Source organism: Ignavibacteria bacterium, assembly GCA_041649015.1.
Lineage (GTDB): Bacteria > Bacteroidota > Ignavibacteria > Tepidaquicellales > Tepidaquicellaceae > CAIKZJ01.
This window is the reverse complement of the sequence record JBAZNU010000001.1, coordinates 279,598-303,946: the sequence shown is the minus strand read 5'-3', so window position 1 is coordinate 303,946 and position 24,349 is coordinate 279,598. Positions and strand designations below refer to the sequence as shown.

Here is a 24,349-nt window from a genome sequence, read left to right as displayed (position 1 = left end):
ATACTATTTAATAATATCAATATTTACGACAAATGAGAATAATCAGCATAATCAACAACCCTTACACCCAAAGTGATTTCGCTTTGTATTTGAAGGACAATTACGAAGATGACAATCCACCGACTCCACCTGTCAACTCCGACAGTCTGGAGAGCACCAAATCAGGTCTGCCATTACTCAAGATAGAATTTTGGCGCAACGAGAGATTCCAAGACCTTTATTGGCAAGGTGAATCTATTAGCTATGTAGAGGATGAAAATACCGATTTTGAAAAACGTGGCCGCCCTTGGTCTGAGTTTATGGAATTGATTGAATCCTGGTGAGTATAAAAAAGCTCTCACCCGTATTCAAAATAACCTGCCTAAACTAAAGGAACAACACTCCGACGGAGTAAAGGACTTACAAGAATCCTGGAATGGTAACACCGGAGAATTTAAATTCAAAATATCAGGGTTTAAAATATCCGGGACTTTGCAAGTAGATGATAAATTTGTTTTGATTAACGGTGAGATACCTTTCGCAGTACTACTTTTTAAAGGCACGATTGAAGAAACAATTCGAGCTAAGGCTGAGGAGTTACTTGGGGAGAAATATTTACTGTGAGAAACATATAAATGAGTGACCCATGGATATTTGAGACATCACTCTTTATTTATGATATTCCTACTACTTATTAAATAAGCTTTACAACTTATTTAACTCTAATTAATGAATTGAACAATTTGAGTAAAAAATTTACATTTTGGGTGGCAAGTTCATCGATATTTAATATTATAATTAAATTTAAGAGCTTTTATTTGCTTACTCACTTTTATAAATATCCATAACAACAGAATTGTGAAATTATCTACAACAAATAGAATCATTATTAAAAAGGCAATTAGAACGATTACAGAAATGGAAATATTTAAAAATGAGGCAAATCGTTATTTCAGAGAATTAAGAGGAAACGATAAAAGAATTTTGGGGGCACGTCGCCCACAACCACTATTGTTAGTACATTTCACAAGTATTAAAAATGCCGAAGAGATTATATCATCTGGTACAGTAAAAATAAAAAAGAAACCATACGTAGCTTTAACAGCACTTCATCCATTTGAATTTAATCGTGTTGCCTCCAAAAATAGACCTATTGGCTTTGCTTTTTTTAAAAAAGATATACTTAAAGATTATCCTGTTCTAACTCCTTTTGCATATACAGAAAAAGTTAAAGATATTATTCCAGAGTTAGATAATGGTTCTTTAGGAAAACGATTTAAAGAAATAATAAAAATTGAAAATACACATACTCAGCCTGCTTTATCATTTACTGATTATTTTGAATATCGATCCTTAGAAGAATTATCTTTATTCAAATGCTGCCTTCTTTTTCGAAACAAAAAAGAACCTTCTTTATCTTCCATAGAAAAACTCGATAAACTTGCAATATTTCGCATTCCTTATCAACCTCACTGGTTCACAAATTACTTTCTCCAAGTTCAAAAATGGATGTACTCTAAAGAAGGTAATTATGTGAATTTTTTTGATACTAATAGTATAGGTATAAATACTACTGAATTACTAAAAAAGCTAAGAATATTAATTTAATATTATTATATATTAAACACAGTTCATCAATTATTTAAAGGACTTAATTCTGTTATTTAAAGTAATAATTAGTTTTACTTATCTATAATGCTACCAATACCAGCTTTAAATCAGATTTATTTTAGATATTATTAAGATATTAACAAGCATTACTTTCTAGGTTACAATCGTATAAACAGTTCAACATACGAATATTTACTTTAATTTCTTTAAGTAATAAAATACATCCCCATAATATCCACCACAAATGCAAAACAAAGAATGAACGATATCCTCCTCCTGACCAATTTTACTAGCCCATAATTTATCATCTATTTGTTTTGAAGCATGGCTGTATTGAATGCCATCTATAGAGAAAATAGCTATTTTATCATATAACTCTTCAAATTTACTATCCTCACAAAGTTCATATCCCAATGTTCTGTATGCCTCAATCAAGCAATCTAATGTATAATCGAATCTCGTATTCTCTGGCCAATAATCCTCGTGATTACCAGACGGCTCCCACCAATTATTAATATCATTAACCGCCCATGCGATACAATTATACTTAATATCTTTAGGACTAGTAATATCATATTCATCGGTAAAACTATTCGGGAATCTATTATCTTTCATTGAGATAGTTTTCTTCTGCCCAGTTTAACCAATCATTTATTGTTAACATAATATTGCTCTTGTGTTCATTAATAACAGGATCCGTTTTTGTTATTTCCTTTAATGCATTTATCCAAAAATTAGGCTCCTTTTTTAAATCAGTAATTATAAAAGGCACAACTCCATATCCCATAGAGATTATTTCTTTGTATGCTGGATGAGAGTATTTTTCGTATTTTTTAGACGAAAAACTTGTATCCTGTTTCCATATATTAGAGAGATATTCAAACTTTACACGAATAGTATTCAACTTATATAAATTATCCACCCTATACTCAACTAGTCTTGAATAATTCGTACCTATTTCAGAAATTAATGAAGCTTCCATTGTATATATATTTAATTATTTAATTTAATTAAGTTTAACAACAAATTGATAAGAACTTAATTTCATTATTATACAAATAAGTAATATTGCATAATACGAATCGTAGTCATGAAAATCCATTAATCCATGAGCAACATTATGTCTTAAATTTTTTCCCATTTTACTTAACAACACATACTTAATAAAAAATATATCGTCTTGAAGAATACTCGTTTTAAGTTTCTCATCACTTAGAAAGTCATAAATGTTCTTTTCTTCTTTTAAATTTAATTCCATATTTTTGTCTTTGTATGTAGCAATCCCCAATTCCTCACAAAAATATCTTAATAAATATTCGATTTTCAGAGTAAGTGAATCTATTGCACACACTAGATTTGGTTTATGCTCATAATCGCTAATAGCTTTCTCAAATTCATCGAATATTAATATTAATCCTGGATTGACAATTTCTAATGGTTTTATATCATAATACTTCCCATTGTACATTTTCTTATAAGTTTTTCCAATCCATGTAGTCTCCAGATAATTATATATTAAATCATGGTTGAGCTTATGCTCTCGTATAGATTCTATAAAAAACCACCATAAATCAGCAGTTGATAATTGAAAGTTAATTCCAAATAACTCTAACTTTAAATACTCTTTTTTATCTTCTTCTGTTTCAAATACTTCAACTGTGTAACCTCTTTTATCAATTACATTTTTCCCAATCTGATTGAGTAATGATGGTTTTTGATATTGCTCTTCTGTTAACACATTTAATTGATCTAAATTCATAAACATAGGTGTCGAAATTAAAAAGCTAATAATGTCAGTGTCACCTGCATCCTTAACTAGCTTTAAAATTTTTTCGTATGTTTGATTTGTTTCATCTTGGGGAATTTCTGTTTTTATGATACCAAAACCAAACCCCATATTCTTTAATTCGACAAACTTACCTTCAATTTCGTTGATTTTTACTTGATCATTCAATAATTTATAATTTTTTAATGATTCCTCATAAAAAACAACAGCCGTGCTATCTTTTTTCTCTTCAGCTAATCTAGCTAATTTTTCATAATACTCGGCAATCAATCTTATCCAGCGAGGATTATTTCCTTTAAGAACTTTTTTTTCAAATCTAAGTCCTATTTTTGCTAAATCAATACCACCATATAAATAATATTTAGAAATCTCTACGACACATAAAAAGATTTTTTCTAAAATAAGGTTGATATCGTAATATTTAAAATCGTCAATATTATTAATTATAAGCTCAGATATTCTTCCCACTGGAGCTAAAGACATTTTATGATTAATATCCCAATTACTTAACATATTGAAAATAAAATCCTTCACCTTACAATATATTTCGTTAATTTCTTTTTCATTGTTTGCTCTGGATTTTGAAAGTATAAACATTATATTTACTGAGTTAATTAGAAATATAGTATAATGTTTATCATCGTTAATGTCTGATTGTATATAACCTATGTAAATAGAACTTAAATTGAAAAGTGCATTAAGAACCTCTTTTGCAATATCATTATTTTTGTATTTACTATTTTTAGCTAATAGCAAAAATAATCCATATTCTTTTTTGCAATAACTATTATTTGTTGAGATAAACCTCTTATGTATATACGAATATTTATCCTCATCATAAGAATCACTGTTTGGCCATTCGAAAGGGATATCCTTTCCATCGGTATCTTTTCTTTTTCCACTAAATCTAAACGATAACTTTATTTTATTGTTTTCATAATTTTTTGTAAAGCTATAAACTTCCATTTCAAGCTGGGCTAAATCAGCATTGTCATTGTCACCGCTATTGACAAAATCATCTCTTATTTTTTGAAAATTGTTTTCTATTTCTAAATGATTTGTATCATCTAGATTACTGTTGTCTAAAAGTAAAATATATTCTTCTAATTTATTCATATATCTTATTCATATGGTTTAATTTAAGTTAATTTAATAATATAATATTTGTAAGTCATAACTTAATTTAAGAAACCATAATATATCGTTTATTAAAACCTATTAGGAATACGATTGAAGAAACAATTCGAACTAAGGCGATGGAGTCATTTGTTGAAAAGGAATGAGCAGGTAGCACTGCTTGTTTTTTAGAATTCACTTTTTATAGCGTTAATACATTAATTACTATTATAATAAGGCAATTTTTCCATTTCAAAGTGATTTAATTCAGCATACTTAAAATATTTTTCATTAGATTTTAGATGGCTCGTCAATGTTTCTAATGAATCATAAAGGAACTTCCTCGTTTGAATGTACCAATTATCGTTGCTAATACCCAACTTAATGCCTTCTCTAGCATGAAGCAAATCACCGAGCCTTCCCTTTATATTATTAACTTTCTCTTGTGGTAAAGGTTTATACATGCCCCAATAAATCCTTTCGTTTGTTTTCTTATCAACAAAATATATTTCATGTGGGTAGTTTACATTATCATCAATAGTACTCATTATTTTTCGTTTCTTTGAAGGATCATACATATCTAAAGCATGATTTGAAGCCTTTTCGGAAAATATTAATTCATTGTGAACGATTCTTTCCAGAGCAAATCTTATTTCGAGAGCAGCATAAAGGAGTAAATGATTTCTTGCATTCTTTAATAATTTCTTAGCTCTTTTCAAATGTACATTTGGATCGGCTGTAAGGTTTTCTTTATAATTAAAAAATGTATAATAAGCTATCAATAGATTAAGATAAATCGCCTTTGGTAAGAAGTAAAACAATGCCACAAACAACCCAATTATAACTTTAAATAATTTCATTCAGGGCAAAAATCAATGTTTGAATAATAATATAAATTTAGCTTAATAATTTATTCTATAACTATGTTATTAATTTCTTTCATTAATATATTTGTCTCCGTCAATGCCGCAATTATTATTTGATAATGTAGAATATCATTATAATCCAACACTCTCTCTTTCCTGTCTTTGAGCCACTTTTGGGCTGGTTGATATCCGCCAATGAAAAATGACCATGCTACTTCGGGAATGTTTGCAAAGTACTGAGTATCATTTATGAAAACTTTGTTGTCCTGATATTTAATCTTACCAACTTTGTTGTCACCGTCTATTGGATATTGTGTTATGAATTTTTCTACATTAGGACTTTCTAATAAATGAATTTGTCTTAGTTCACCTCCGAGTTTTACTAGTTGCCAAAAAGTGTTTTTGTCTTTTGGATAAGGCACTCTTGGGAAATCTATTTTCAGGAATTCTTTGTATTTTTCTCTGTATGATGGTGAATGCAGAACTGCATATATGTAATCGAGTATGTCGATTGGTGCGAATGTGTTTTCTGTTTCTTCTTTCTCATTTGTGAATGTTAAGCCGAGACCTTCAGCTATTTTATTTACGATTTCTATGTTCAGGTTTGGAGTTCTTTCGTTAGTTTGTCCAAATTCCATTTGACCAGTGTTTTCGGGATAGAGATAAAGAGGAAATACCGTTCCACCACCTCTTCTATAAATATTCTGATCAACAAGATATTTACAAGTGAAAACTGTGTTCCATTCACCTCCACCAACTGCTTGTCCTTGCCTACATATTATTAATCCGAAATTATCTTTTATGAAATGCCCCAAAACTTTTGTATTGGGTCTTGCAACAAAATAAGGATTATAAAAAACCTTTCTGTTATCAAATGGTCGATATTGAAAATCTTTAATTTGAGATTTTATATCCTTTAAAGGAACTTTGTCCCTAGTTATATTGGCATCCCACTTATCATTATCCTTAATTACTAAATTAAATCTTCTACAAACCTCATCAACAGTTTTAGTTTCATCTAAAAAGAATATTATTTTATTTTCTAAATTAGACTCATTAAAATCTATAGATAAGTCATCACGTTTAGTAAGAAGTCCTAATGAATTTAATGGGAACAAATCCTTTATAAGAAAACCATTACTGTTATATTCGATTTCCTCTTCTAAATCTTTCGATTTGAAAAAATAATTTGGTTCAGTATATTTTAATTCCGAATATGGTATTGAACTCAAATTATTCTCTAGGAGAAAATCATATTTAAACTCCCTTTTTCCAAACATATCAAAATGAAAAACTTTCCCTAATTCATTTGAGTTTTTCTTACCTGTTTTAATAAAGAAATTAATTGATACCCCTTGTTCAATATCGAATACATTTACATCAACGGAACCATCTGGCGCTGTTTCTTTCTTTTTAGCATTACCATGTAAATCTATTGTATAAATTTTATCGTATGTATTGAGCAAATTCCAACGCATACCTCTGAATGTTGGGTTATCTAAAAAACCGTGAGGATTTATAAAAGCTAAAACTCCGCTTCCATTTATCTCAATAAAATGCTGACCATATCTTATAAATTTCACATAGTCATCATTAATAAATTTAGAGTTTTGTTCTTTAAGTTTTTCTTTTCCGCCAGGTTCCTTTTTATAATCCTCCATCAGATTCATAATCCATTCACCTTTGTTTGCACTCTCGCCACTATACGGCGGATTACCCATAATAACCATTACAGGTGTATCACGCTTTATTTCGTTTGCCTCTCTTGCTTCATTGCTGAGCCAGTTGGCAAACAACGTGCCTGTTTCGGGATGGTGCTCTTCGAGACTGTTAGTAAGATAAATTCTGAAACGCTGGTTATTCGTTTGTTTGTAGCCAGTATCGGATAAGAGCAAATCCATTTTCAGATGCGCCATTGCATAGGAAGCCATTAACAATTCGAAACCGTTGAGACGCGGAAGCAAATGTGTTTCGACGTAGTTGCTCCAGATGCCCTGCTGTCCTTCAAAGTTTTTATGAATGTACTTAACGGTTTCGGCAAGGAAAGTTCCCGTGCCTGTTGCGGGATCAAGGATTTGAACTTTGTGAACTTCCTGTTCAATCATTTTCCCCTGCTGATTAATTATGATTTTAGTTTTACTGTTATCTGCTAAGCCCTGCGGAAGATCGAATTCGGTTTTCAGAATATCATCAACTGCACGGACGATAAAATTTACAACGGGCTGTGGTGTGTACCAGACACCACGAGCTTTGCGAAGCTTCGGGTCGTACTCGCTAAGGAAGGTTTCGTAGAAATGGATGATAGGGTCTTCCATTTTAGTAGCCTTGCCATAGCTGCCAAGAATATCTTTTACGTTGCATGCGAGAAAAATATCGACGAGAGAATCCACAATCCATTTGATACGGTCGTCGAGGTCGGGACCTGCGATGTAACCAAACAATTTTCGAAGAAAAGGATTAGACTTTGGAATAAGCTCGGCGGCTTCCTGACGGCTGAAGTTTGAAATGCTCGTATCGTGGTAGCGGGCGGCGAACATACCATAGGCAATTGTCTGAGCGTAAACATCTGCAAAAGCTTTTGGAGTGATATCATGAATAAGAATCTGCTTAAAGGCAGTCATCTGTTGTTTGAGTGTGCTGTTTTCGTTGGAGTTTTCATCGGACACGATTGCTTTCTCAATTATGTCTGCAAGCAGACGGGCTTTGCCTGCCATCATTTCAGCAAGTTTCTTTGGACTACTGATTGTTTGACCTATATGAGAACAAAACTCTTTTATATAATTATTTAAAACATCAAAGTTTTCAGGAGCCGGAACGATTTTATCATTCTGAACTTTTGCAATTTCAATATTTGTAACAAATGCACCGTCGCGATAGAAAACAAAATTTAAGTAATCTGTGAAAATAATATTATTCAGCGAAGCCCTGTAGCGGTCGAACTGTTCCTTGTTGCCGGTTTTCTTAGTACCAAGTAGGTCTTCGTCACCGATGTCTTTAGTTTCTATGAAGCCGATAGGAATATCTTTTTTAGTAAGAATAAAATCGGGAGCACCGCATTTCTGTCGTTTAGGTTCGTTAGTAGCGCGGATAGCAGGAACAATACTTTCGATAAGTGTTTGTAAATCTCCACGAAAAGTGTGCTCGGTGGCATTACCGAGTTTGTAGCGTTTGATTATGTTGTCAATGTATTGTTGTATCGTCATGTGTAAACTTATAAGATTTGAGTTTTATATTCAAGTTGGAATTATCTACGAATGATTCTTTTTTCTTCGAGAGTGATGCCAGATAAATGGTTATACGAATTTATGTGATTCAAGGATATCTGCAACTCATGCTGGAATTACAAAAGGGAGTGTAATAAATATTAATCAACTATTAATATCTTTCTGATTATATTACTAATTATTACAATAAATATGAGATTACATATCTAAGAAATATATGTATTATTTAGAATTTAGTTTAAGTATTTTTTAAATATAGTATTCAAAATTATGTCAATGATAAACGAAATTCAGAAAAAACTATTAGAAATTGAAGCTGGTCTGTTTCAAAAGCTGTGTGAAGCTTTTTTAACCGAGAAAGGGCATAAAGTTCATTCTTTTGGTAGTTCCGTAGGTAATAATAAAACGAGGAAAGGGAAACCAGATCTTTATATTAAAAAGGGGAATAAGTATATATTCATTGAATGCACTACAAGTTCGTCAAATAAATCAAAAAAGCTGCAAGAAGATTTAAAAGATTGTTTTCAAATTAAGAAAACAGGAGTTGAATCAAATCGAATAATCAAAGTTATACTTATATTTACATTTAATTTATCCCCTAGAGATAACGATACATTAAATGAAATAGCAACAATAAATAATAGCAAATTAGAATTAATCGACATTTCTGTATTGGCAAATGAACTTTGTTGGATTTATCCACATTTATCAAAAGAATTTTTAGGTATTCAACATGACACAAATCAGATATTAAGGCCTTCTCAGTTTATAAATGAATATAGTAGGAATAAATTAACAACTGGCTTTGATAACGAGTTTATAAATCGCGAAACTGAATTTAAGGATGGTATTGAGAAACTTAAAACTAGTAGCATATTGATAATTAAAGGGACCGCTGGTTCAGGTAAAACAAGGTTTGCCTTATACTTACAGGAACAATATGTTAGAATCAATCAGGATTACGAGGCATTCGTAATATTGAATAGAGGCATTGCTGACATATATCATGATTCTAAATTGTACTTTAAATCAGGTCATAAATATTTAATTATAATTGATGATGCTAACAGAAATATCCCTCATTTAAATGTTTTGCTATCAACATTAAATAACACTAACATTGAAGTGAAAATAATAATTACCGTTAGAGATTATGCATACAAAAAAATATGGGATATTATTAAGGAATTTAAACTGGTATCAGAAATAATTATTCAGAATTTTAATTACAACGACATTGAAAAGTTACTAAGAACATTTAAACTACGGTTTGAAGCATATATCAAAATAAACCAAATAACTTTAGGGAATCCGAGGTTAGCAATAATGTGTGCAAAGCACGCACTGAATACAAACAGTATTTTTTCCTTAAATAATGTTCTCGATATATTTGATACATATTATACCACAATATTAAATGATATATCTGAAAAGAAAAGAACTAAAATTCTTAAAGTTATGGGTCTTTTATCTTATTTTAGAACATTAGATAAATCCAACGAAGATATATTTCTTAAGATTAATTCAGTATATAACATTGACAAAACAACATTGTGGGATACCTTATACGAATTACATCATTTAGAATTAGTGGATATGTATGAAAATAGTTATGCTAAAATTTCAGATCAAGTATTTCAGAACTATGTCTTTTACAAAGTGTTTTTCGAGAAAGAATTGTTAGACTATGGACTGCTTTTAAGTAATTTTTCAAATGATTTTAAGTATGAAGAGTTAATAAAAGACTCTTTGTACCCTGCAACTAGTAATTTTGATTTTATCAAAATTCAAAATATACTTGATAAGCATATAAATAATTGGGAAGAACGTAATGTAATAAACGATGATAATAAGCTGAGAATATTTAGGATATTTTGGTTTGTTAATCCGCTAAATACTTTAATAAGTATTAATAACTATATAAAATCACTTCCCGACGGAAAGATTAGTAATATTAACTATAATTTGAAAATAGAAATATATGGCAAAATTAAATATCAGATTATAACCGATGATTATTTTAATATATTAAAACTATTTAAACAGTCTTCAGAATACTTTGTAATATCTCTTGATTCAATATTCTTGTATTTAACTAAAAAACCAGAGTTATATGATAATATTATTAAGTATTTTAATGAAGAAACAATTTACGATAAAAATTCCGCAATTGAAGATTATTATTACCAAAATGAATTATTTAATTATTTAATAAGGTGCGCAACTCACAACGGCTTACTTTTTAATAACATAATATTATCAATAGCTAATTCTTATCTAGTTACAACTAAGTATGTGAGTTGGACATCGGATAATCGTCAAGTCACAATGGCTAATATACCACTTCGATTAAATGAAAGTATGAAGCTCTTGCGTAAAAATATATTCGAATATATTTTTACCATTTATGAATCCGACAAAGATAAGGTGTTGAAGTTTATTACACAGTATATTCATCCATCAGAGTATGAACTAATAGGAGAGATTTATCATTATGATTCTCAATTTGTAATACCCTTTATGGAAAAGTTTTTAGATCCAAATAGTTTTCAACATTGCAAAATTGTAAATGAATATGTCAGCTTTCTTGAAAATAGAATAAAACTTAAGGATGCTTCATATTTGAAAGATATTTTTAGTAACGATATTTATAGAGTCTATAGATTATTAAGATGGGATGAACGACGTGAATTAAAAATGGGTGTTGAAAAATTTAGATTATACCTCCATAATAAATTCAAAATGGAATTTGTCGGATATGGTATCAATGAATATAAGCAGTTATTCAATTGGTTCGCCGAAATCACTAAATTTTGCGAGAATAATATTGAATATCAGATTAAAGAATCTATTCAAATAATTCTTTCAAACATTATAACTGAGGATAAAAATATTTTTCTTAAACTTTTACATAACATAATTTCAAACAGTAATAAAATCGGAATAAATATATATGAATCGAACAGTCAAGTTTATCACTATGGAGGGGAGTTTATCAGCAGATATTATAAGATTATTAAAAAAGGTGATTATGAACATAAATATGGTTGGCTAATAAACTTCTTCTGTAATATGCCCGAAAGTTATATAAACGAATATTATATAAACGAATATTACTCGGTTATAAAAAACAAGAAATTCCAATATGTTTGTCTTACAGATTTCACTTATTTAAATAGATATTACAAATATGATATCAATATTTTTTCCAATACTTTTAACTGTTTGTTAGAAAGAACAAAGGAAAAGGGTTTTAAAGTAGATTTCAGATATTTACTATATCATATTGAAGATGATAGCATAACAAATAATTTCCTTTATAATAACTTAGAGATACTAAAAAGAATATATTTGTATCAAGTAAGCACCGACCCGACGGATTATAACAAAAAAGTCTTAAGTGTCATAATAAGTAAAGACGAGAATTTCATAATCGACTACATTGAATCCCGATTTAGGGATAAGGAGTTTGTTTCTTCACATGACGAATTTGGGAATTTTAAAGTATTATGGGAGTTTGATAATTATATTGGAATATTTGATAAAGCACTTGAATATTGTCGAACAAAAACAAAGTATGATCAAATTCGAGATTATAAAATTGGGTTCTTTAAAGGTGTACCATTTGAAGGGAAAGTCGAATTATTCATAAAAAACTATATTGGAATAAATATAAATAATTTAAAGAAACTTAATTTTATATTTTCAATAGTAGTAGAAGTTTACCCAGAAAAAAGGTTGGAATTGATAAGGTATATATTTGAAAAAGTCGATTGTAATTATAACGGATTGGAAAAGATGCAATTAGACTCAATATTCTATTCTGGTAGCAATATGATTAATCTTTATGAGCAACGGAAAAGATTTTGGGAAGAACTAAAATCAATTTTAATAGAATTTAATCAGCAAAAATCCTTATTATTCGTGCAAGCTAAAATATTATTATTTGATAAAGAAATTAAAAGAGAACTTAAGAACAATTTTTTAAATGAATATTGAAATGTAACAACATAGTACTGTTATTTATTTGAAATGCTATTGTGCAAGAAATAGGTGGCAATATCTAATTCCATGTTAATATATTGTCAGATATTACATATTTTATTTTACAATCTGTTTCATCTTCTCAAACAACACCTTCGCATTCACCTCCTCAAAGTATAAATCCCGCTCAATACCCAAACCATAATTCCCAACGTGATTCTCTAACTCTGATTTAGAAAAACTTCCAACTTCTACTTCAAACAGTTCAACGACTCCCCAGAGATAGTCAGGATCGTTTGGGTCTTGGTTCATCAGATACCATGTACCTGCACCTGTTGGGTTAAAGAATTTAGCAACGATAACCTGTTTTTTCATATCAGCACCTAATGGGTTCTGAGCCTGTGCTATAGCTTCAATTCCCTTTGTGAATAGTTTCATATTTATTAAGTGTTAAATTTATAAAGTAGTTAGTGAAAATGGAGTGTTTTAAATACTCCTTTTTATAATAGTACCAAGGGGAGCCGGGGACTCGTTGGGATTTTTATTCCGTGTAAATTTTTTGCACAAAATAAGAAAGACGGCATTTTGTGGATGAATGCCGCCTTTGGTGTTACTTTCGCTTTTTAATTTTATCGAGTATCAGTAACTCTATCAGAAAGATTATTATCCTTCTTGCTATCTCTAACGGTATTCGTGGTGGTATCATCATCTGTTAAAATCCTTTCTTCAGTTTTAGTTTCGTAAATGTCTTTCACTGATTTTAGCAGTTCAATTCCAAGGTTAAACATCAGCAGTGCCACTTCTTTTGAGATTATTGGTTTCTTCATAATAGCTTTGTCCTTTCCGGTCTTTGTGTTTATTAAAACGGCGCTTCACCCAGCATAGAAAATCCGCCATGGAACATGCTGTCTTCGATGCTCGTAACACGGTAATCAAGATTCTGTAACTCTCCGTTTACTTCTTCCAAGAGTAACTCACGCATCATATTGTAATCGAGCTTCTCTTCCGGAAACAGACTCTCTTCGCTATTTCTATTACCAGAAGATAATTCCGGCTTTGCATTGACCCGCCATTCGTCGATTTTGCTCTTCTTACGGTCACGGTTGAAAGTAATCCCGAAATCAGTTTCCTTTTCGATGTTCTTTATGTCGATGTCCTCTATACCGTAGTCCAGAAATATCTCTACAGGTATCTGTATCAGATAGTCGTTATGCTTGAGATTAAAGATTCCGTTTACAAAAGCATCTGACTTAGTGTAAAGTATTGATAGCTCAAAGTTCTGGTTGATATAATTTCTGTCTGTTGATGAGAAACCATTCATTCCATTGGGATGTCTGTGTATTACAGTGTTAAACAATGCTGCTTCAGGGTCAGGCAGATAATCTATTGAAGATGTGCTTACCTTTTGTTTGGGAATATAATACTCCTCAGATAAAGTAATAGTATCGTTATCCTTTTCGAGTATGTTTGTGAGTATTGAGAACTCATCGCCTCTTACCTTATCTGCTATGTAATTACAAACGTGTAATAGTTTAACAGGAATAATGATATCAACTGATGTAAGGACTTTAATACCTGAGTCCCAAGCTTCTTTCTTTTGCTCAGTAAATGAAACAAGCTTGTTTGATTTCATAGATTTCTTGCTGTGTTTGTCAGACGATGGTTTGAGCAGTGCTGTATCTTCCGGTTTGATCTCTTTCTTATTTTCCATTTAGTTTTAAATTAATTTAAAAGTTTGTTAATTTTTCATCGCTCCGGTTGTTTCAAGTAAATTGATAAATCTCTTTACGTTCATATTCACAGTTTTAGATACTGCCTTATGCTTCATCACCATTTCTATTACAGCGAAGGCACTGAGTATCTGTGGTGTCCCGAAAAAGCTTGGCGTTATCGTGTAAGAACTGTCTTCGCCCCATAGCCCTGTGTTGAAATCATTCATGCTCAGAGTGCCCTCATAGCCATCGTAGCCGAGTTTCATATACTTAGGAATTACGAACTCACTTCTGCATTCTCCGATTGAATCTTTTAGTTTAGAGGTATCGCTGCAATCGAACAAGTAATCTGAATCTCTGTATTTGTTGAGATGGTCAGTTGTAAATCGTTCGTTGCATAAGACAACGAGTATATCCTTACGTCTTTCCATAATTAAGTCCTTAACCGCCTTCGTTTTCAACTCACCGATTTGTGAAAGTTTGAATAATGTACGGTTTAGATTAGAAGCTTCAATTACATCATCATCAAAGAGTATAAGCGTACCAATTCCTATTAAAGCTAAATCAATCGCCAGCCAAGAACCTATTCCTCCCAATCCGACCACAATTGCCGTCTGGCATGAGTAATCTCCTATAAGTGATTTCTGTCTTTTGTTTATTTCTTCTGCGAATGATGTTATGCTGTCTTCACTTTCCATGTGTTGTCCTTTCTTGTTTTTGATTGTTCTAAAGGTGTGTAATAACATGAGTCCAGATGAATTCTTTCATATGTTGACGAAATTTCATCCAAAAGGACACGCAGCTGCTCAGGATCGTCCAAAGGAATCTCTTTGTCTTCAAATGTTCCGTTACAGGCTGTACCGAAATTATTCTTATCTGCATTAGGATGCTGATTTTCTGTACTTAAGCGGATTGTTCCCGTAGTGATTTTCGTATGAAGAATATTAACGAATATAGCTTTCAGATAACATACGGGAGATACGTATTCCTTTATGTGTCCTTTATCCGATGAAATACCTGTTTGTACTTCAAACGGAGGGTCGTAAAACTTACACAAATTCACAGATGAGTCTTTCATCAGCAAATACCAGCCTGAACTTGCTACAGTCTTTACTATCTCAAGCAGTTTATCTCCTATAACTTCGCTTCTGTACAACTGCTGAAGTTTCATTAACTCGTTTGTGTACATGTCGTTTAGTTTGTCAATCGCCTGCTTAAGCTCATCCTTAAAGACTGTTTTCAATTGTTTCAAAGAACTGATCAGTTCAACTTCAGATTCCAGCAGGATTTCCTTTATTACTACCTTCTCCTGCCGTGATTTCATTAGCTTCTCGTTCAGGTCTTTGAATTTAATTTCCTTTGTCAGATAGTTCTTCATGTAATCGGCAGCAGGTACTAAATCTAAATTTGTTTCACCTTCATTTTGTCCGATACGTCTGAAGAAGTCCTGATTTAAGGGTTTTGGTTTTGAATCGTTCATATGATTAATATTAATTTAATAAGACGGGAAAGGGAATGCCGTGCTTATGCTTTTATACAATTAACGGCATCCCCGTTTGTATTGCTTGTATTTACTTAAAGGGTAAAGTAAATGTGTTCTTTAAAATAGATTAGGTGGGTTTATGCCGCTACATTGAATCTTACCAGGTTCAAATCACCATTGAAAGAGCCTGATTCGATTTCTCCGGGTGACAATGTTCTGTTTGTGCTGTCGAAAATATCAAACTTACTGATGCCGTTTTCTCTGGCTACTGATTTCAATTTCTCCACAAGTCCAAGACCATAGAGACCTGTGATGTCGTACGATTTACCGTTGCAATATACAGACGTTTTTTGTTCTGTACTGCCGTTTGATTCCCATGCCATGATGGATTCCTTTCTTTTACGTTTAATTGGTTTTTAGGTTGTTTTGGTTTTAATAAACTGCTTTGCTGATTTATATCAGAACTAAATCTTCTATAAATCTGCAGGGTAATGCTAAATCATAATCTATTTTTGAAACACTGTTTATTTCATTGGGAGATACAACGTCTTCTTCGTCAAGCTCGATTTCCGCATCAGAATACTCATAAGTAGTATCTCCGTCATTATCCCCGTCGTCGTAATCTTCGCTGTACCTGTTTTCGCATTCGTATAGAAGGTCAGAACATTCGTCCTCATCTTCGGCATAAACAGTAGCTGTTAGTGTGCCGTATCTCGAATACGAATAAGGAATACGTACGGTGTATTTATTCATTTGACTATACCGCCTCCTTTGCAACTGCATCATTAGGGTTAAACCCCATCGGGATGACTTTCTCCTGAGGCTCCGGCTCTGGCACCGGGAGAGACTCAAGGTGCTCGTAAATAATCTGGTTTACCAGCTTTGTCATTGGTATTCCCCTGCTTTTTGCCGCGTGGTAAAGCGGAGAGATCAATTCGGGGTTGATTTTTGGTGAATACATTCTTAATAGCTCCTTTCTGGATAATTAGTTTTGTATGTATATTATACCAGAAAAAGTTTGTCCCGCAGAAGATATTTTTCCAAAAAACAGGAGGATTGTAATATATTATGATATATAAGATTGAGTCTATGAGAAAGGGTATTAATAACATGCAATTTCCAGAGACAAGATGAAAGTAAATATATTCAATCCCGAAATTATATAAACAACAATAATTTTATGGCGGACAATAAATTCTATTTTATGATAGTATCGATAGTAGTTATAATTACAATTATTCTTAGCTTTGTATAATTAAGTAAAAGAGTTAGGTCGAGAAATATATAAATTTATATTAGAGAAATTTTATTTAATTAGTTCGTTTGGGAAAATTTTCCTTTATATCCTGTATTAATTGATTATAAAATGACTTACCCCATAATGCTTTATCTTTATCTCTTAAAGATAGTTTTTCCTTTGTAGAGCTCTTTACATCTTCAACAAACTCTTGGTATCCTTTCCATACATTATCAAAATTTGAAAGGTTATTTATATTCTTATCGTTTTTAAGTATTTCACATACCCTTACATCGTAAACCGTAAAGTCTTTTGGATAAAGCACAGTCAAAATAGCTGAAGCCATAGGAAGTTTAAATTCATACTCTTCATATAGTATTCTCATTCTTTCTTTATGTGTTTTTGCGGAATATACTTTGCTTGTTATTTCTTCAACACATTTACCTAAATCTGTGTTATGATTTCGTTCTTGGTGTAATTTCAGAAGACGTTTTGCTGTCTTTGATTTCGCCCGGTTTGCTTTCCATATTACAATAGCAAAAAATTCAAATGTATTTAATTTTTTGCTTTTATGATAATTCTTATAAACTTCATCGAACAAATATTTTTCTAAATCATAGTATTTTATGTAATCTTTCATGTCAATTAAAAATATTTACTTTAAACTTCCACATTATTAAATCTAACATTATAAATAATGTAAACATATTAATTTAATAATTTTATTAGTAGTAATAGAATATAATTATTTTTTATTAAACTAATTAGTTAAATTAATAGTAAAAAATATCAATTATGAACAAGGAACTCCCATTTCACGTGTTATCGAAATCAACGTTTACAAAGGGGCTTCAGTGCGAGAAGTCACTTTATCTAAATAAGTATAATCCCGAACTAAAGGATGAGATACCGGCAAGCAGGGAGCAGGTGTTTAGAACGGGGCATGAAGTTGGTGAATTGGCTCAGCAGCTTTTTACAGGCGGTGTTGACTGCGGGTTTGGGGTAACAAATAGCGGGCAGAAATCAGTTGAGCTTACAGCAAGTGCTATCAGGGAAGGAAAGGATGTGATATACGAAGCTGCATTTCAGTTTGAAGGTGTGCTTGTGATAGCGGATATAATGACAAAGAATGAGAACAAATGGAAAGTTTATGAAGTAAAGAGTTCTACTAAGATTGAGGAATATCAGATTAACGATACTGCGATACAGTATTTTGTTATAAGTAAATGCGGGATTGATATTGATGATATTTCTATTGTTTATATTAACAATCAGTATGTCAGGCAAGGAGAGATAGATGTTCAGCAGTTATTTACTATTGAGTCTGTAAAGGAGCAGGTGGTACCGATTCAGGATTTCGTGGATACTAATATTACAAGGTTCAAGGAAGTGCTCGCCGGAAAAAATATACCTGAGATTGATATTGGAGAACAATGCGATTATCCGTTTGAGTGTGAATTTAAAGGACACTGCTGGAAACATATACCCGAGTATTCTCTTTTTGATTTAAGCAGGATAAGTAAGAAAGCGTTTGAACTTTACAGAAACGGCATCACCGAAATAAAAGATATTCCCAATGACTTTCCCTTGACAACAGCACAGGCGATTGAGAGGGAGTGTTTTCTTCAGAACAAGAATTATATTGACAGGAATGAAATAAAAAGTTTTCTTGATGGACTTTCCTACCCTATGTACTTCATGGATTTTGAGACGATTCAGTATGCAGTGCCCATGTTTGATAATTCAAGACCGTATCAGCAGATTGGTTTTCAGTATTCGATGTTTCGCAAAGACAGCAGGGAAGGAGATGCAGTACATTATGAGTTTTTGGGGGACGGTAAGAGCGACCCAAGGAGAGAGTTCATTGAAAATCTTTTAAGGGATGCGGGTAATAAAGGGACGATATTAGTTTATAATGCAAGTTTTGAGATACAGAGATTAAAAGAGATTGCAAGAGATTTTCCGGAGTATGAGGAAGGAGTGAATAAAATGCTTCCGAGGATTGCCGACCTAATGGTTCCGTTTCGGAATAAATCATATTACAAACCTGAGATGAAAGGCGGTTATTCTATTAAGAAAGTCCTGCCCGCGATTAATCCGGATTACACATACGAGAATTTAGAGATACAGGAAGGCAGTGCTGCAGGGATGGAATATTTAAGGATGTCTTCCTTAAGCGATGAGGAAGAGAAAAGTAAAATAAGAAAAAATCTTTTGGAATATTGTAAAAGAGATACATGGGGAATGGCAGTGATATTAGAGGAGTTGATGATTGAAAGTACAACTGAACTTTCAAATAAAATGTATTAAGTTTCTTATGAATCCGGGAAATCCAGAGCGCTGTTAATCAGATATGATAATAGCACTGGTCTGAATTTCCCGGAGTTTTTTGTTTTAAAACCAACATATTCAGCAACCTTACAATGTCTTGTATCAACTTTCGAGATTAGTAAATATTTGGGCATATTCCATTTTTGGAAGTGTTTTTGTAATACCCTTGTCTAGAACACAACACTTAAAGTAAACTTCCTTAATTGTGTCTTTTAACAAATATTCCAACAACGTGTTCGCTGTCTTTTTGCTGACAGGAACATTATCTGCAGAAGTTCTAACGCCATAGGTTACGTAAAGTGTTGTATTAATCTTTTCTGCCATTATGAATCCTTTGATAAGTAAGAAATACAAGTTATCCTTGTTAATTCCACCATACGGATAAAATACATTAAAAAGACGCATCAGTTTCTTTCCTTCCTCAGTGTCATTTATATATTTATAGTGGTCTTCAATATTTATTGATGAAATATCAATTAAATCACCTTTTGGTGTAATCCAATATTTTTGTCCCGTCATATTTCTTAATATTTATGTTATTAGAAATATATTTATATAAATATAACAGACGGGGTGACAAACAATGTCCCTGTAATGTGTTTATTTTAAAATAACTAATAATTAATTTAGAATTGGAACAAACATAATATAATCATCTAACTCATGGCAAAGCAAAATAAGACACTGGTCGGCAAAGAACTGCTGGCAAGAATAGCGGTTATTAACAGGGAGATAAAAGCGGGTAGGTTTCCGAATAAGGAAAGACTGGCGAGGAGTCTGAGCGTATCCACAAAGACAATACAGCGGGACATTGAATACATGAAGTTTGAGCATAATGCTCCGATTGAGTTTGACAAACTGCGCAGAGGGTTCTATTATACAGATGACAGATTCAATCTGAACCCTTTAACGGTTGATGCAAGCGATTTTCTGGCGGTGGCAGTTACGGAGAAAGTGCTTGAGCAGTATAAGAACACTCCTTACAGCAAGTATTTCAAGAATTTTTACAGAAAAATTGAGAATATATTTGAGGGAAAGCTTTCAGTTAATATAAATGATATAGATAAAATTCTTAGTTTTTATGTGGGTCCGGTAAGGTATGTTTCTGAAGAAGTAATGAACGTATGTGAGAGGGGTTTGAGGGAGAACATAAGGTGCAAGATGACGTATATGACCGGATACAGCGGTGCAGTTTCCGAGAGGTTAATAGATATTTATCATTTAAAAAACTTTAACGGCAACTGGTATTTAATAGGATACTGCCATAAAGCAAAGAAAATTAAGGTTTTTGCGTTAAGCAGAATTAAGGAAATAAAACTGACAAACCAGTATTTTGACGTGCCTGATGACTTTAGCATAGAAAGGTATTTTGAGAACAGTTTTGGTATTTTTGAGAGCGACAAACTATACAACGTTAAGCTGAAAATAATGAATGAGTCCGTAAGGTACGTAAAGGAAAAGAAGGGGCACATTTCAGAGAAAATAACAGAACAAAAAGACGGGTCGATTATTCTTGAGTATAAAGTTAACAATTTAACCGATTTATCTTTCTTTGTTCTTTCATTAGGAAGGGATTGCGAAGTTATAAGTCCGAAAGAGTTCAGGGAGGATATGATAAAAGAGTTAAAAGAAGCATTGAAAAACTACAAGTAACAGTAAAGAGATTAATGTAATAAAACAGATTAAAACAAGGTTTTAGCATTTCATATATATCGTTAAACATCAATTATTAATATATTCTACAATTCTTATAAACATTTCTAAGATATATTCTTAATTTATTTATACCGGGACACCATATGTCCTGCTATAGTTTACATATTAGTATATAATAAATAATAATATGGATAAAACAGAAAGCGGAACAGCATACGTGAACGGAACCGGCAAAGTCCATTTACACAAAAAACTCGAAATATCATCTCAGCCAATTAACCAGGAATACAATAAGTTTTATTATCAGGAAATCTTGAAATTATTAATTAACATTCATCAGGAATTAATTTCTATTCCCGGAATCAATGTGTATAAAATATTCTCTGTTGGGCGTTATGGGTTTCATAAAATAACAAAATTTAGAGAAGGTCGTTATTATAATATGGTAACTGACGATGTATATGTTGAATTAGAATTTATCGATGTTTACTACCTTATATCTTTTCAGATTCAGAAGGATAGAAATGATTGTTTGCATTATATTTTGAACTATACGTATGAAGAGGATAGTATCCCGGACGACAATATAGGACGTAAACTACTAGAATTAGCTTTTCGAAATACTTCAAAATATAAAACGGGCTGCCTCAATATTTCATTTAATGGAGTGATTCAGGAAATCAGTAATCTTAAAGTGGATAAAATTGTACCCCCAAGCAGTAACATTAATAATGTATTCATCAATGAAAATATCAAAATTGATATAAGCAGATTCATACATACTTTTAAAAATTATCATCAATATAATTTTCCATTAAGATATTTGCTTTCCGGGAGACCCGGCCTTGGTAAAACTGAAGTTATCAGAAGTGTAATTGAAGAATGTTCTAAATATGGAACTGTGATTATCCCTAAGAAAATGGAAGGTGCGGAATGGTTAATGTTTGATTTTGCAAAATTGTTTAAACCCGCAATTATTTGTATTGATGACATAGATTTGTTGTTTGGTAAAAGAGAAGAAGGTTATGGTAGAAAAACCTTAAGCGATTTTCTTACAGAACTTGACGGTATACTTGAAAACAAAGTATTTCTCATCGCCACCACAAATGACAAAAAATTAGTCGATTTCGCCGCATCAAGACCAGGAAGGTTTGACGAAGTTATAGATTTCGGTGATTTTGAGAGAAGGTTTTATTTGAAATTGATAGAGAATAGAACCCAGGACGAAGATATAATTAATCTGTTTAATGAAGAGGCTTTCGATTTTCTTGAAAGCAATAAAGTTTCAGGTGCTTACATTGTGAATCTAGTTAAACAGCTGAAGATAATTAAAGACATAAATACTATGTTTTCCAAAGATAACTTGATTGAATATTTAAAAAGAAATTATAAAGGGTTCTATAAATCGCAGGTTAAAGAGAATAAGAACTTTGGATTTGGGAATTGATAATAAGCAGATATATTTATGAAATATGACATTATTAGAGAATTCCCTATTGCTCAACTGAATGATATATTGGGCGGAATAAGAAGTAATTCTGAATACTCTTTCGTGTTTAACAGGCTCCCGTTTAATGGAAAAGGTGTTTGTGAAGATATATTAAGAATCCTGAATAGAGATATTGCTTCAGTTAATGAATCTGCACTAAAATTTTATGAGTTTATGTTAAAAACTTTTAGTAAGGGCTTGAAAAGAAATGATAATATTTTACTTATAAATGGATATGAAGACAGAATAAAGGTCAAAGATTATTTTAATAAAAACGGATTGGACTACAACGAATTTTGCCAGGAACATGATCATGATGAGGAACAAGAATTTTATAAAAACAATATATTTAAGTACGATATCGCTAAAAATGCTTATGAATCAGGTAAGAGTATTGTTGATTTTGATTTTTTTGATGATAATCTGCCAGAGAGATACTATTATGCATCAATGCCATATAATTATGAGCTTTATAGTATATGGGTGAATTTTAGTGGAAATCTATTTGACAAGATAGTAGTGAATGGAGAGGCAGAAATAATAAAATATGAATATCCATTTAAAGGGTTTTCAGATAATGGAAGTGCTCTACTGATGCGGGATGTTTTCTTCGAAATTGATAAGTATATGACAGATGATTATTATCGAAATGAAGAAATAGTTATTCTCGGAAAGCTTCAATTAAGTTATAATATTTTAGATGGTAACTTTATTAATAATTAAAAATATAAACATATATAAATGAAAGAATTAAACAAAGAATACATTGTTGCAAAATATCAATATTACAATGATGAGTTTCTTATTAACAAATACGGTATTGCCAGCAATCCTGCATATTTAAAAATTAAATCTATAGATGATGGGATTAATCAATATTTAAAAACGGAGGATGACATTAAAGTTAAATTTGGAGGCTTTCTTGAATTAGAACTTCTCAAAGATTTTAACGGCAATTATACGGTTCATTCAGAACTTCGTGCATATAATTATAATCATAGTTTTATTGCTGATCTTTCAATTCATAATGTAGATTATAACTATCTCTGGGATAATCCGGAAAAGATGCTAGGCTCATTACAATGTATTATAGAAATAAAGTACTGCAATTTTAATAAACCCGAATATGGTATGAACCTTATTTATCACGATATAGATAAACTAAATACTCTAGAGCCGAATGTATTAAGATTCTTAATGATTATTGATGAATATAATGGTCTTAAAGATGAATATATAGCTGAGATACTTAATAGAACAAAAGATAAAAACATTACAATATTATCAAAATCCCAAGATGCATTTAAGATGGGATTAAGATATTGTAATACCAGGGTTGGATTTGTAATCATATGAGTTGAATTAAATATTCCTTAAAAATTAAATTATTAAATAAACATTATGTCTGAACAAAAATACTGGATTACACCAGCAGGCGAATTAATTGATATATCATCAAATAATATTGATGATCACTTTAAATATTTAAATGATACTGAGGAAGGAAAGAAACTGAAGAATCTTTTTAATGTATTTAATGTATATGGTGGTATTAACAAGGATAATTTATATTTTGTATTGATCAAAGGATTCATCATGCTAGTAGAGTCTAATGCTACAATAAACGTAACCTACGAAGTTAATTCTTTTGCTAATCTTGTTCCAATTAGCGAGAAGGCAAGGAACACGTTATTGGAATATTCACAAAAAGACACTATACAAGAAGTTCAGTTTGAGTGTTGTGTTCTAGATAAGAGTACTGCAAATACACTTCCTAAGAAGGAATATGTACAATTATTTGCAAATCTAATTAATATTGATCATAGTTTAATTGAGAGGATAATAAACAGTAAATAACATCTTCACTTTAACGTT

Annotated in this window: 25 protein-coding genes; 10 read left to right on the top strand and 15 right to left on the bottom strand. The window is 31.4% G+C overall.

What is annotated here, in order from left to right:
* The first annotated feature begins 32 nt into the window (after positions 1-32).
* The 3 genes from WC644_01240 to WC644_01230 all read left to right on the top strand — a co-directional run bounded on the left by WC644_01240 (position 33) and on the right by WC644_01230 (position 1,587).
* Positions 33-323, top strand: a complete 291-nt coding sequence (locus tag WC644_01240; protein MFA5010552.1) for a hypothetical protein — start codon at positions 33-35, stop codon at positions 321-323.
* Complete coding sequence (locus WC644_01235) at positions 310-603, top strand: polyhydroxyalkanoic acid system family protein (GenBank protein MFA5010551.1); 294 nt, start codon at positions 310-312, stop codon at positions 601-603. Before WC644_01240 ends, WC644_01235 begins: the two co-directional genes overlap by 14 nt.
* Before the next feature lie 234 nt (positions 604-837).
* Entirely contained in the window at positions 838-1,587 is a 750-nt protein-coding gene (locus tag WC644_01230; protein MFA5010550.1) for a hypothetical protein, read from the top strand.
* 195 nt (positions 1,588-1,782) lie between these two features.
* Here the strand turns inward: WC644_01230 and WC644_01225 are convergent, their stop codons facing one another.
* The 5 genes from WC644_01225 to WC644_01205 form a co-directional block, all read right to left on the bottom strand.
* A complete protein-coding gene (locus tag WC644_01225; protein MFA5010549.1) occupies positions 1,783-2,205 on the bottom strand; it encodes a hypothetical protein in 423 nt (140 codons plus the stop codon).
* Complete coding sequence (locus tag WC644_01220; protein MFA5010548.1) at positions 2,195-2,572, bottom strand: hypothetical protein; 378 nt, start codon at positions 2,570-2,572, stop codon at positions 2,195-2,197. Before WC644_01220 ends, WC644_01225 begins: the two co-directional genes overlap by 11 nt.
* 24 nt (positions 2,573-2,596) lie before the next feature.
* A complete protein-coding gene (locus WC644_01215; protein ID MFA5010547.1) occupies positions 2,597-4,492 on the bottom strand; it encodes a DUF4209 domain-containing protein in 1,896 nt (631 codons plus the stop codon).
* A gap of 218 nt (positions 4,493-4,710) precedes the next feature.
* Entirely contained in the window at positions 4,711-5,352 is a 642-nt protein-coding gene (locus WC644_01210; GenBank protein MFA5010546.1) for a hypothetical protein, read from the bottom strand.
* Between the two features lie 50 nt (positions 5,353-5,402).
* Positions 5,403-8,561, bottom strand: coding sequence for a type ISP restriction/modification enzyme (locus WC644_01205; GenBank protein ID MFA5010545.1), 3,159 nt, complete (start codon positions 8,559-8,561; stop codon positions 5,403-5,405).
* Positions 8,562-8,858: 297 nt separating this feature from the next.
* Between WC644_01205 and WC644_01200 the strand changes: the two genes are divergently transcribed.
* On the top strand, positions 8,859-12,581 hold the full coding sequence (locus WC644_01200) for a hypothetical protein (GenBank protein MFA5010544.1): 3,723 nt from the start codon (positions 8,859-8,861) through the stop codon (positions 12,579-12,581).
* 102 nt (positions 12,582-12,683) lie between these two features.
* On the opposite strand, the gene WC644_01195 is transcribed toward WC644_01200, so the two are convergent.
* From WC644_01195 to WC644_01155, 9 genes are all read right to left on the bottom strand, one after another.
* Positions 12,684-13,004: a DUF2958 domain-containing protein gene (locus tag WC644_01195; protein MFA5010543.1), complete on the bottom strand. Its 321-nt coding sequence runs from the start codon at positions 13,002-13,004 to the stop codon at positions 12,684-12,686.
* A 191-nt stretch (positions 13,005-13,195) separates the two neighbouring features.
* Positions 13,196-13,393, bottom strand: a complete 198-nt coding sequence (locus WC644_01190; protein ID MFA5010542.1) for a hypothetical protein — start codon at positions 13,391-13,393, stop codon at positions 13,196-13,198.
* 32 nt (positions 13,394-13,425) lie between these two features.
* Entirely contained in the window at positions 13,426-14,277 is an 852-nt protein-coding gene (locus tag WC644_01185; protein ID MFA5010541.1) for a hypothetical protein, read from the bottom strand.
* A 27-nt stretch (positions 14,278-14,304) separates the two neighbouring features.
* Positions 14,305-14,976, bottom strand: a complete 672-nt coding sequence (locus WC644_01180) for a ThiF family adenylyltransferase (protein ID MFA5010540.1) — start codon at positions 14,974-14,976, stop codon at positions 14,305-14,307.
* Positions 14,955-15,758, bottom strand: a complete 804-nt coding sequence (locus WC644_01175) for a hypothetical protein (GenBank protein MFA5010539.1) — start codon at positions 15,756-15,758, stop codon at positions 14,955-14,957. Before WC644_01175 ends, WC644_01180 begins: the two co-directional genes overlap by 22 nt.
* Positions 15,759-15,898: 140 nt before the next feature.
* A complete protein-coding gene (locus WC644_01170; GenBank protein ID MFA5010538.1) occupies positions 15,899-16,144 on the bottom strand; it encodes a hypothetical protein in 246 nt (81 codons plus the stop codon).
* Between the two features lie 70 nt (positions 16,145-16,214).
* Positions 16,215-16,514 carry a hypothetical protein gene (locus tag WC644_01165; protein MFA5010537.1) on the bottom strand — a complete coding sequence of 100 codons (300 nt, stop codon included), beginning with the start codon at positions 16,512-16,514 and terminating at the stop codon, positions 16,215-16,217.
* Between the two features lie 4 nt (positions 16,515-16,518).
* On the bottom strand, positions 16,519-16,722 hold the full coding sequence (locus tag WC644_01160) for a hypothetical protein (protein ID MFA5010536.1): 204 nt from the start codon (positions 16,720-16,722) through the stop codon (positions 16,519-16,521).
* Between the two features lie 349 nt (positions 16,723-17,071).
* Complete coding sequence (locus WC644_01155) at positions 17,072-17,638, bottom strand: hypothetical protein (GenBank protein ID MFA5010535.1); 567 nt, start codon at positions 17,636-17,638, stop codon at positions 17,072-17,074.
* Between the two features lie 155 nt (positions 17,639-17,793).
* On the opposite strand from WC644_01155, the gene WC644_01150 reads away from it, so the two are divergent.
* Positions 17,794-19,308: a DUF2779 domain-containing protein gene (locus WC644_01150; GenBank protein ID MFA5010534.1), complete on the top strand. Its 1,515-nt coding sequence runs from the start codon at positions 17,794-17,796 to the stop codon at positions 19,306-19,308.
* Positions 19,309-19,431: 123 nt separating this feature from the next.
* On the opposite strand, the gene WC644_01145 is transcribed toward WC644_01150, so the two are convergent.
* The gene (locus WC644_01145) at positions 19,432-19,848 is read right to left on the bottom strand and encodes a hypothetical protein (GenBank protein MFA5010533.1); all 417 of its coding nucleotides are present in this window, start codon (positions 19,846-19,848) and stop codon (positions 19,432-19,434) included.
* Between the two features lie 144 nt (positions 19,849-19,992).
* Here WC644_01145 and WC644_01140 point away from each other — a divergent pair, with 144 nt between their 5' ends.
* From WC644_01140 to WC644_01120, 5 genes are all read left to right on the top strand, one after another.
* Positions 19,993-20,982 carry a WYL domain-containing protein gene (locus WC644_01140; protein ID MFA5010532.1) on the top strand — a complete coding sequence of 330 codons (990 nt, stop codon included), beginning with the start codon at positions 19,993-19,995 and terminating at the stop codon, positions 20,980-20,982.
* 190 nt (positions 20,983-21,172) lie between these two features.
* On the top strand, positions 21,173-22,432 hold the full coding sequence (locus tag WC644_01135; protein MFA5010531.1) for an ATP-binding protein: 1,260 nt from the start codon (positions 21,173-21,175) through the stop codon (positions 22,430-22,432).
* Positions 22,433-22,450: 18 nt separating this feature from the next.
* Positions 22,451-23,197, top strand: a complete 747-nt coding sequence (locus WC644_01130; protein ID MFA5010530.1) for a hypothetical protein — start codon at positions 22,451-22,453, stop codon at positions 23,195-23,197.
* Between the two features lie 18 nt (positions 23,198-23,215).
* On the top strand, positions 23,216-23,830 hold the full coding sequence (locus WC644_01125) for a hypothetical protein (GenBank protein ID MFA5010529.1): 615 nt from the start codon (positions 23,216-23,218) through the stop codon (positions 23,828-23,830).
* Positions 23,831-23,875: 45 nt separating this feature from the next.
* Positions 23,876-24,331 carry a hypothetical protein gene (locus WC644_01120; protein ID MFA5010528.1) on the top strand — a complete coding sequence of 152 codons (456 nt, stop codon included), beginning with the start codon at positions 23,876-23,878 and terminating at the stop codon, positions 24,329-24,331.
* The last annotated feature ends 18 nt before the right edge of the window (positions 24,332-24,349 follow it).

Bases quoted from the DNA above. Each gene is read 5' to 3' on its own strand.
- WC644_01240 (MFA5010552.1), top strand. From the start codon at position 33: ATGAGAATAATCAGCATAATCAACAACCCTTACACCCAAAGTGATTTC.
- WC644_01225 (MFA5010549.1), bottom strand. From the start codon at position 2,205: ATGAAAGATAATAGATTCCCGAATAGTTTTACCGATGAATATGATATT.
- WC644_01220 (MFA5010548.1), bottom strand. From the start codon at position 2,572: ATGGAAGCTTCATTAATTTCTGAAATAGGTACGAATTATTCAAGACTA.
- WC644_01215 (MFA5010547.1), bottom strand. From the start codon at position 4,492: ATGAATAAATTAGAAGAATATATTTTACTTTTAGACAACAGTAATCTA.
- WC644_01210 (MFA5010546.1), bottom strand. From the start codon at position 5,352: ATGAAATTATTTAAAGTTATAATTGGGTTGTTTGTGGCATTGTTTTAC.
- WC644_01205 (MFA5010545.1), bottom strand. From the start codon at position 8,561: ATGACGATACAACAATACATTGACAACATAATCAAACGCTACAAACTC.
- WC644_01200 (MFA5010544.1), top strand. From the start codon at position 8,859: ATGATAAACGAAATTCAGAAAAAACTATTAGAAATTGAAGCTGGTCTG.
- WC644_01195 (MFA5010543.1), bottom strand. From the start codon at position 13,004: ATGAAACTATTCACAAAGGGAATTGAAGCTATAGCACAGGCTCAGAAC.
- WC644_01190 (MFA5010542.1), bottom strand. From the start codon at position 13,393: ATGAAGAAACCAATAATCTCAAAAGAAGTGGCACTGCTGATGTTTAAC.
- WC644_01185 (MFA5010541.1), bottom strand. From the start codon at position 14,277: ATGGAAAATAAGAAAGAGATCAAACCGGAAGATACAGCACTGCTCAAA.
- WC644_01180 (MFA5010540.1), bottom strand. From the start codon at position 14,976: ATGGAAAGTGAAGACAGCATAACATCATTCGCAGAAGAAATAAACAAA.
- WC644_01175 (MFA5010539.1), bottom strand. From the start codon at position 15,758: ATGAACGATTCAAAACCAAAACCCTTAAATCAGGACTTCTTCAGACGT.
- WC644_01170 (MFA5010538.1), bottom strand. From the start codon at position 16,144: ATGGCATGGGAATCAAACGGCAGTACAGAACAAAAAACGTCTGTATAT.
- WC644_01165 (MFA5010537.1), bottom strand. From the start codon at position 16,514: ATGAATAAATACACCGTACGTATTCCTTATTCGTATTCGAGATACGGC.
- WC644_01160 (MFA5010536.1), bottom strand. From the start codon at position 16,722: ATGTATTCACCAAAAATCAACCCCGAATTGATCTCTCCGCTTTACCAC.
- WC644_01155 (MFA5010535.1), bottom strand. From the start codon at position 17,638: ATGAAAGATTACATAAAATACTATGATTTAGAAAAATATTTGTTCGAT.
- WC644_01150 (MFA5010534.1), top strand. From the start codon at position 17,794: ATGAACAAGGAACTCCCATTTCACGTGTTATCGAAATCAACGTTTACA.
- WC644_01145 (MFA5010533.1), bottom strand. From the start codon at position 19,848: ATGACGGGACAAAAATATTGGATTACACCAAAAGGTGATTTAATTGAT.
- WC644_01140 (MFA5010532.1), top strand. From the start codon at position 19,993: ATGGCAAAGCAAAATAAGACACTGGTCGGCAAAGAACTGCTGGCAAGA.
- WC644_01135 (MFA5010531.1), top strand. From the start codon at position 21,173: ATGGATAAAACAGAAAGCGGAACAGCATACGTGAACGGAACCGGCAAA.
- WC644_01130 (MFA5010530.1), top strand. From the start codon at position 22,451: ATGAAATATGACATTATTAGAGAATTCCCTATTGCTCAACTGAATGAT.
- WC644_01125 (MFA5010529.1), top strand. From the start codon at position 23,216: ATGAAAGAATTAAACAAAGAATACATTGTTGCAAAATATCAATATTAC.
- WC644_01120 (MFA5010528.1), top strand. From the start codon at position 23,876: ATGTCTGAACAAAAATACTGGATTACACCAGCAGGCGAATTAATTGAT.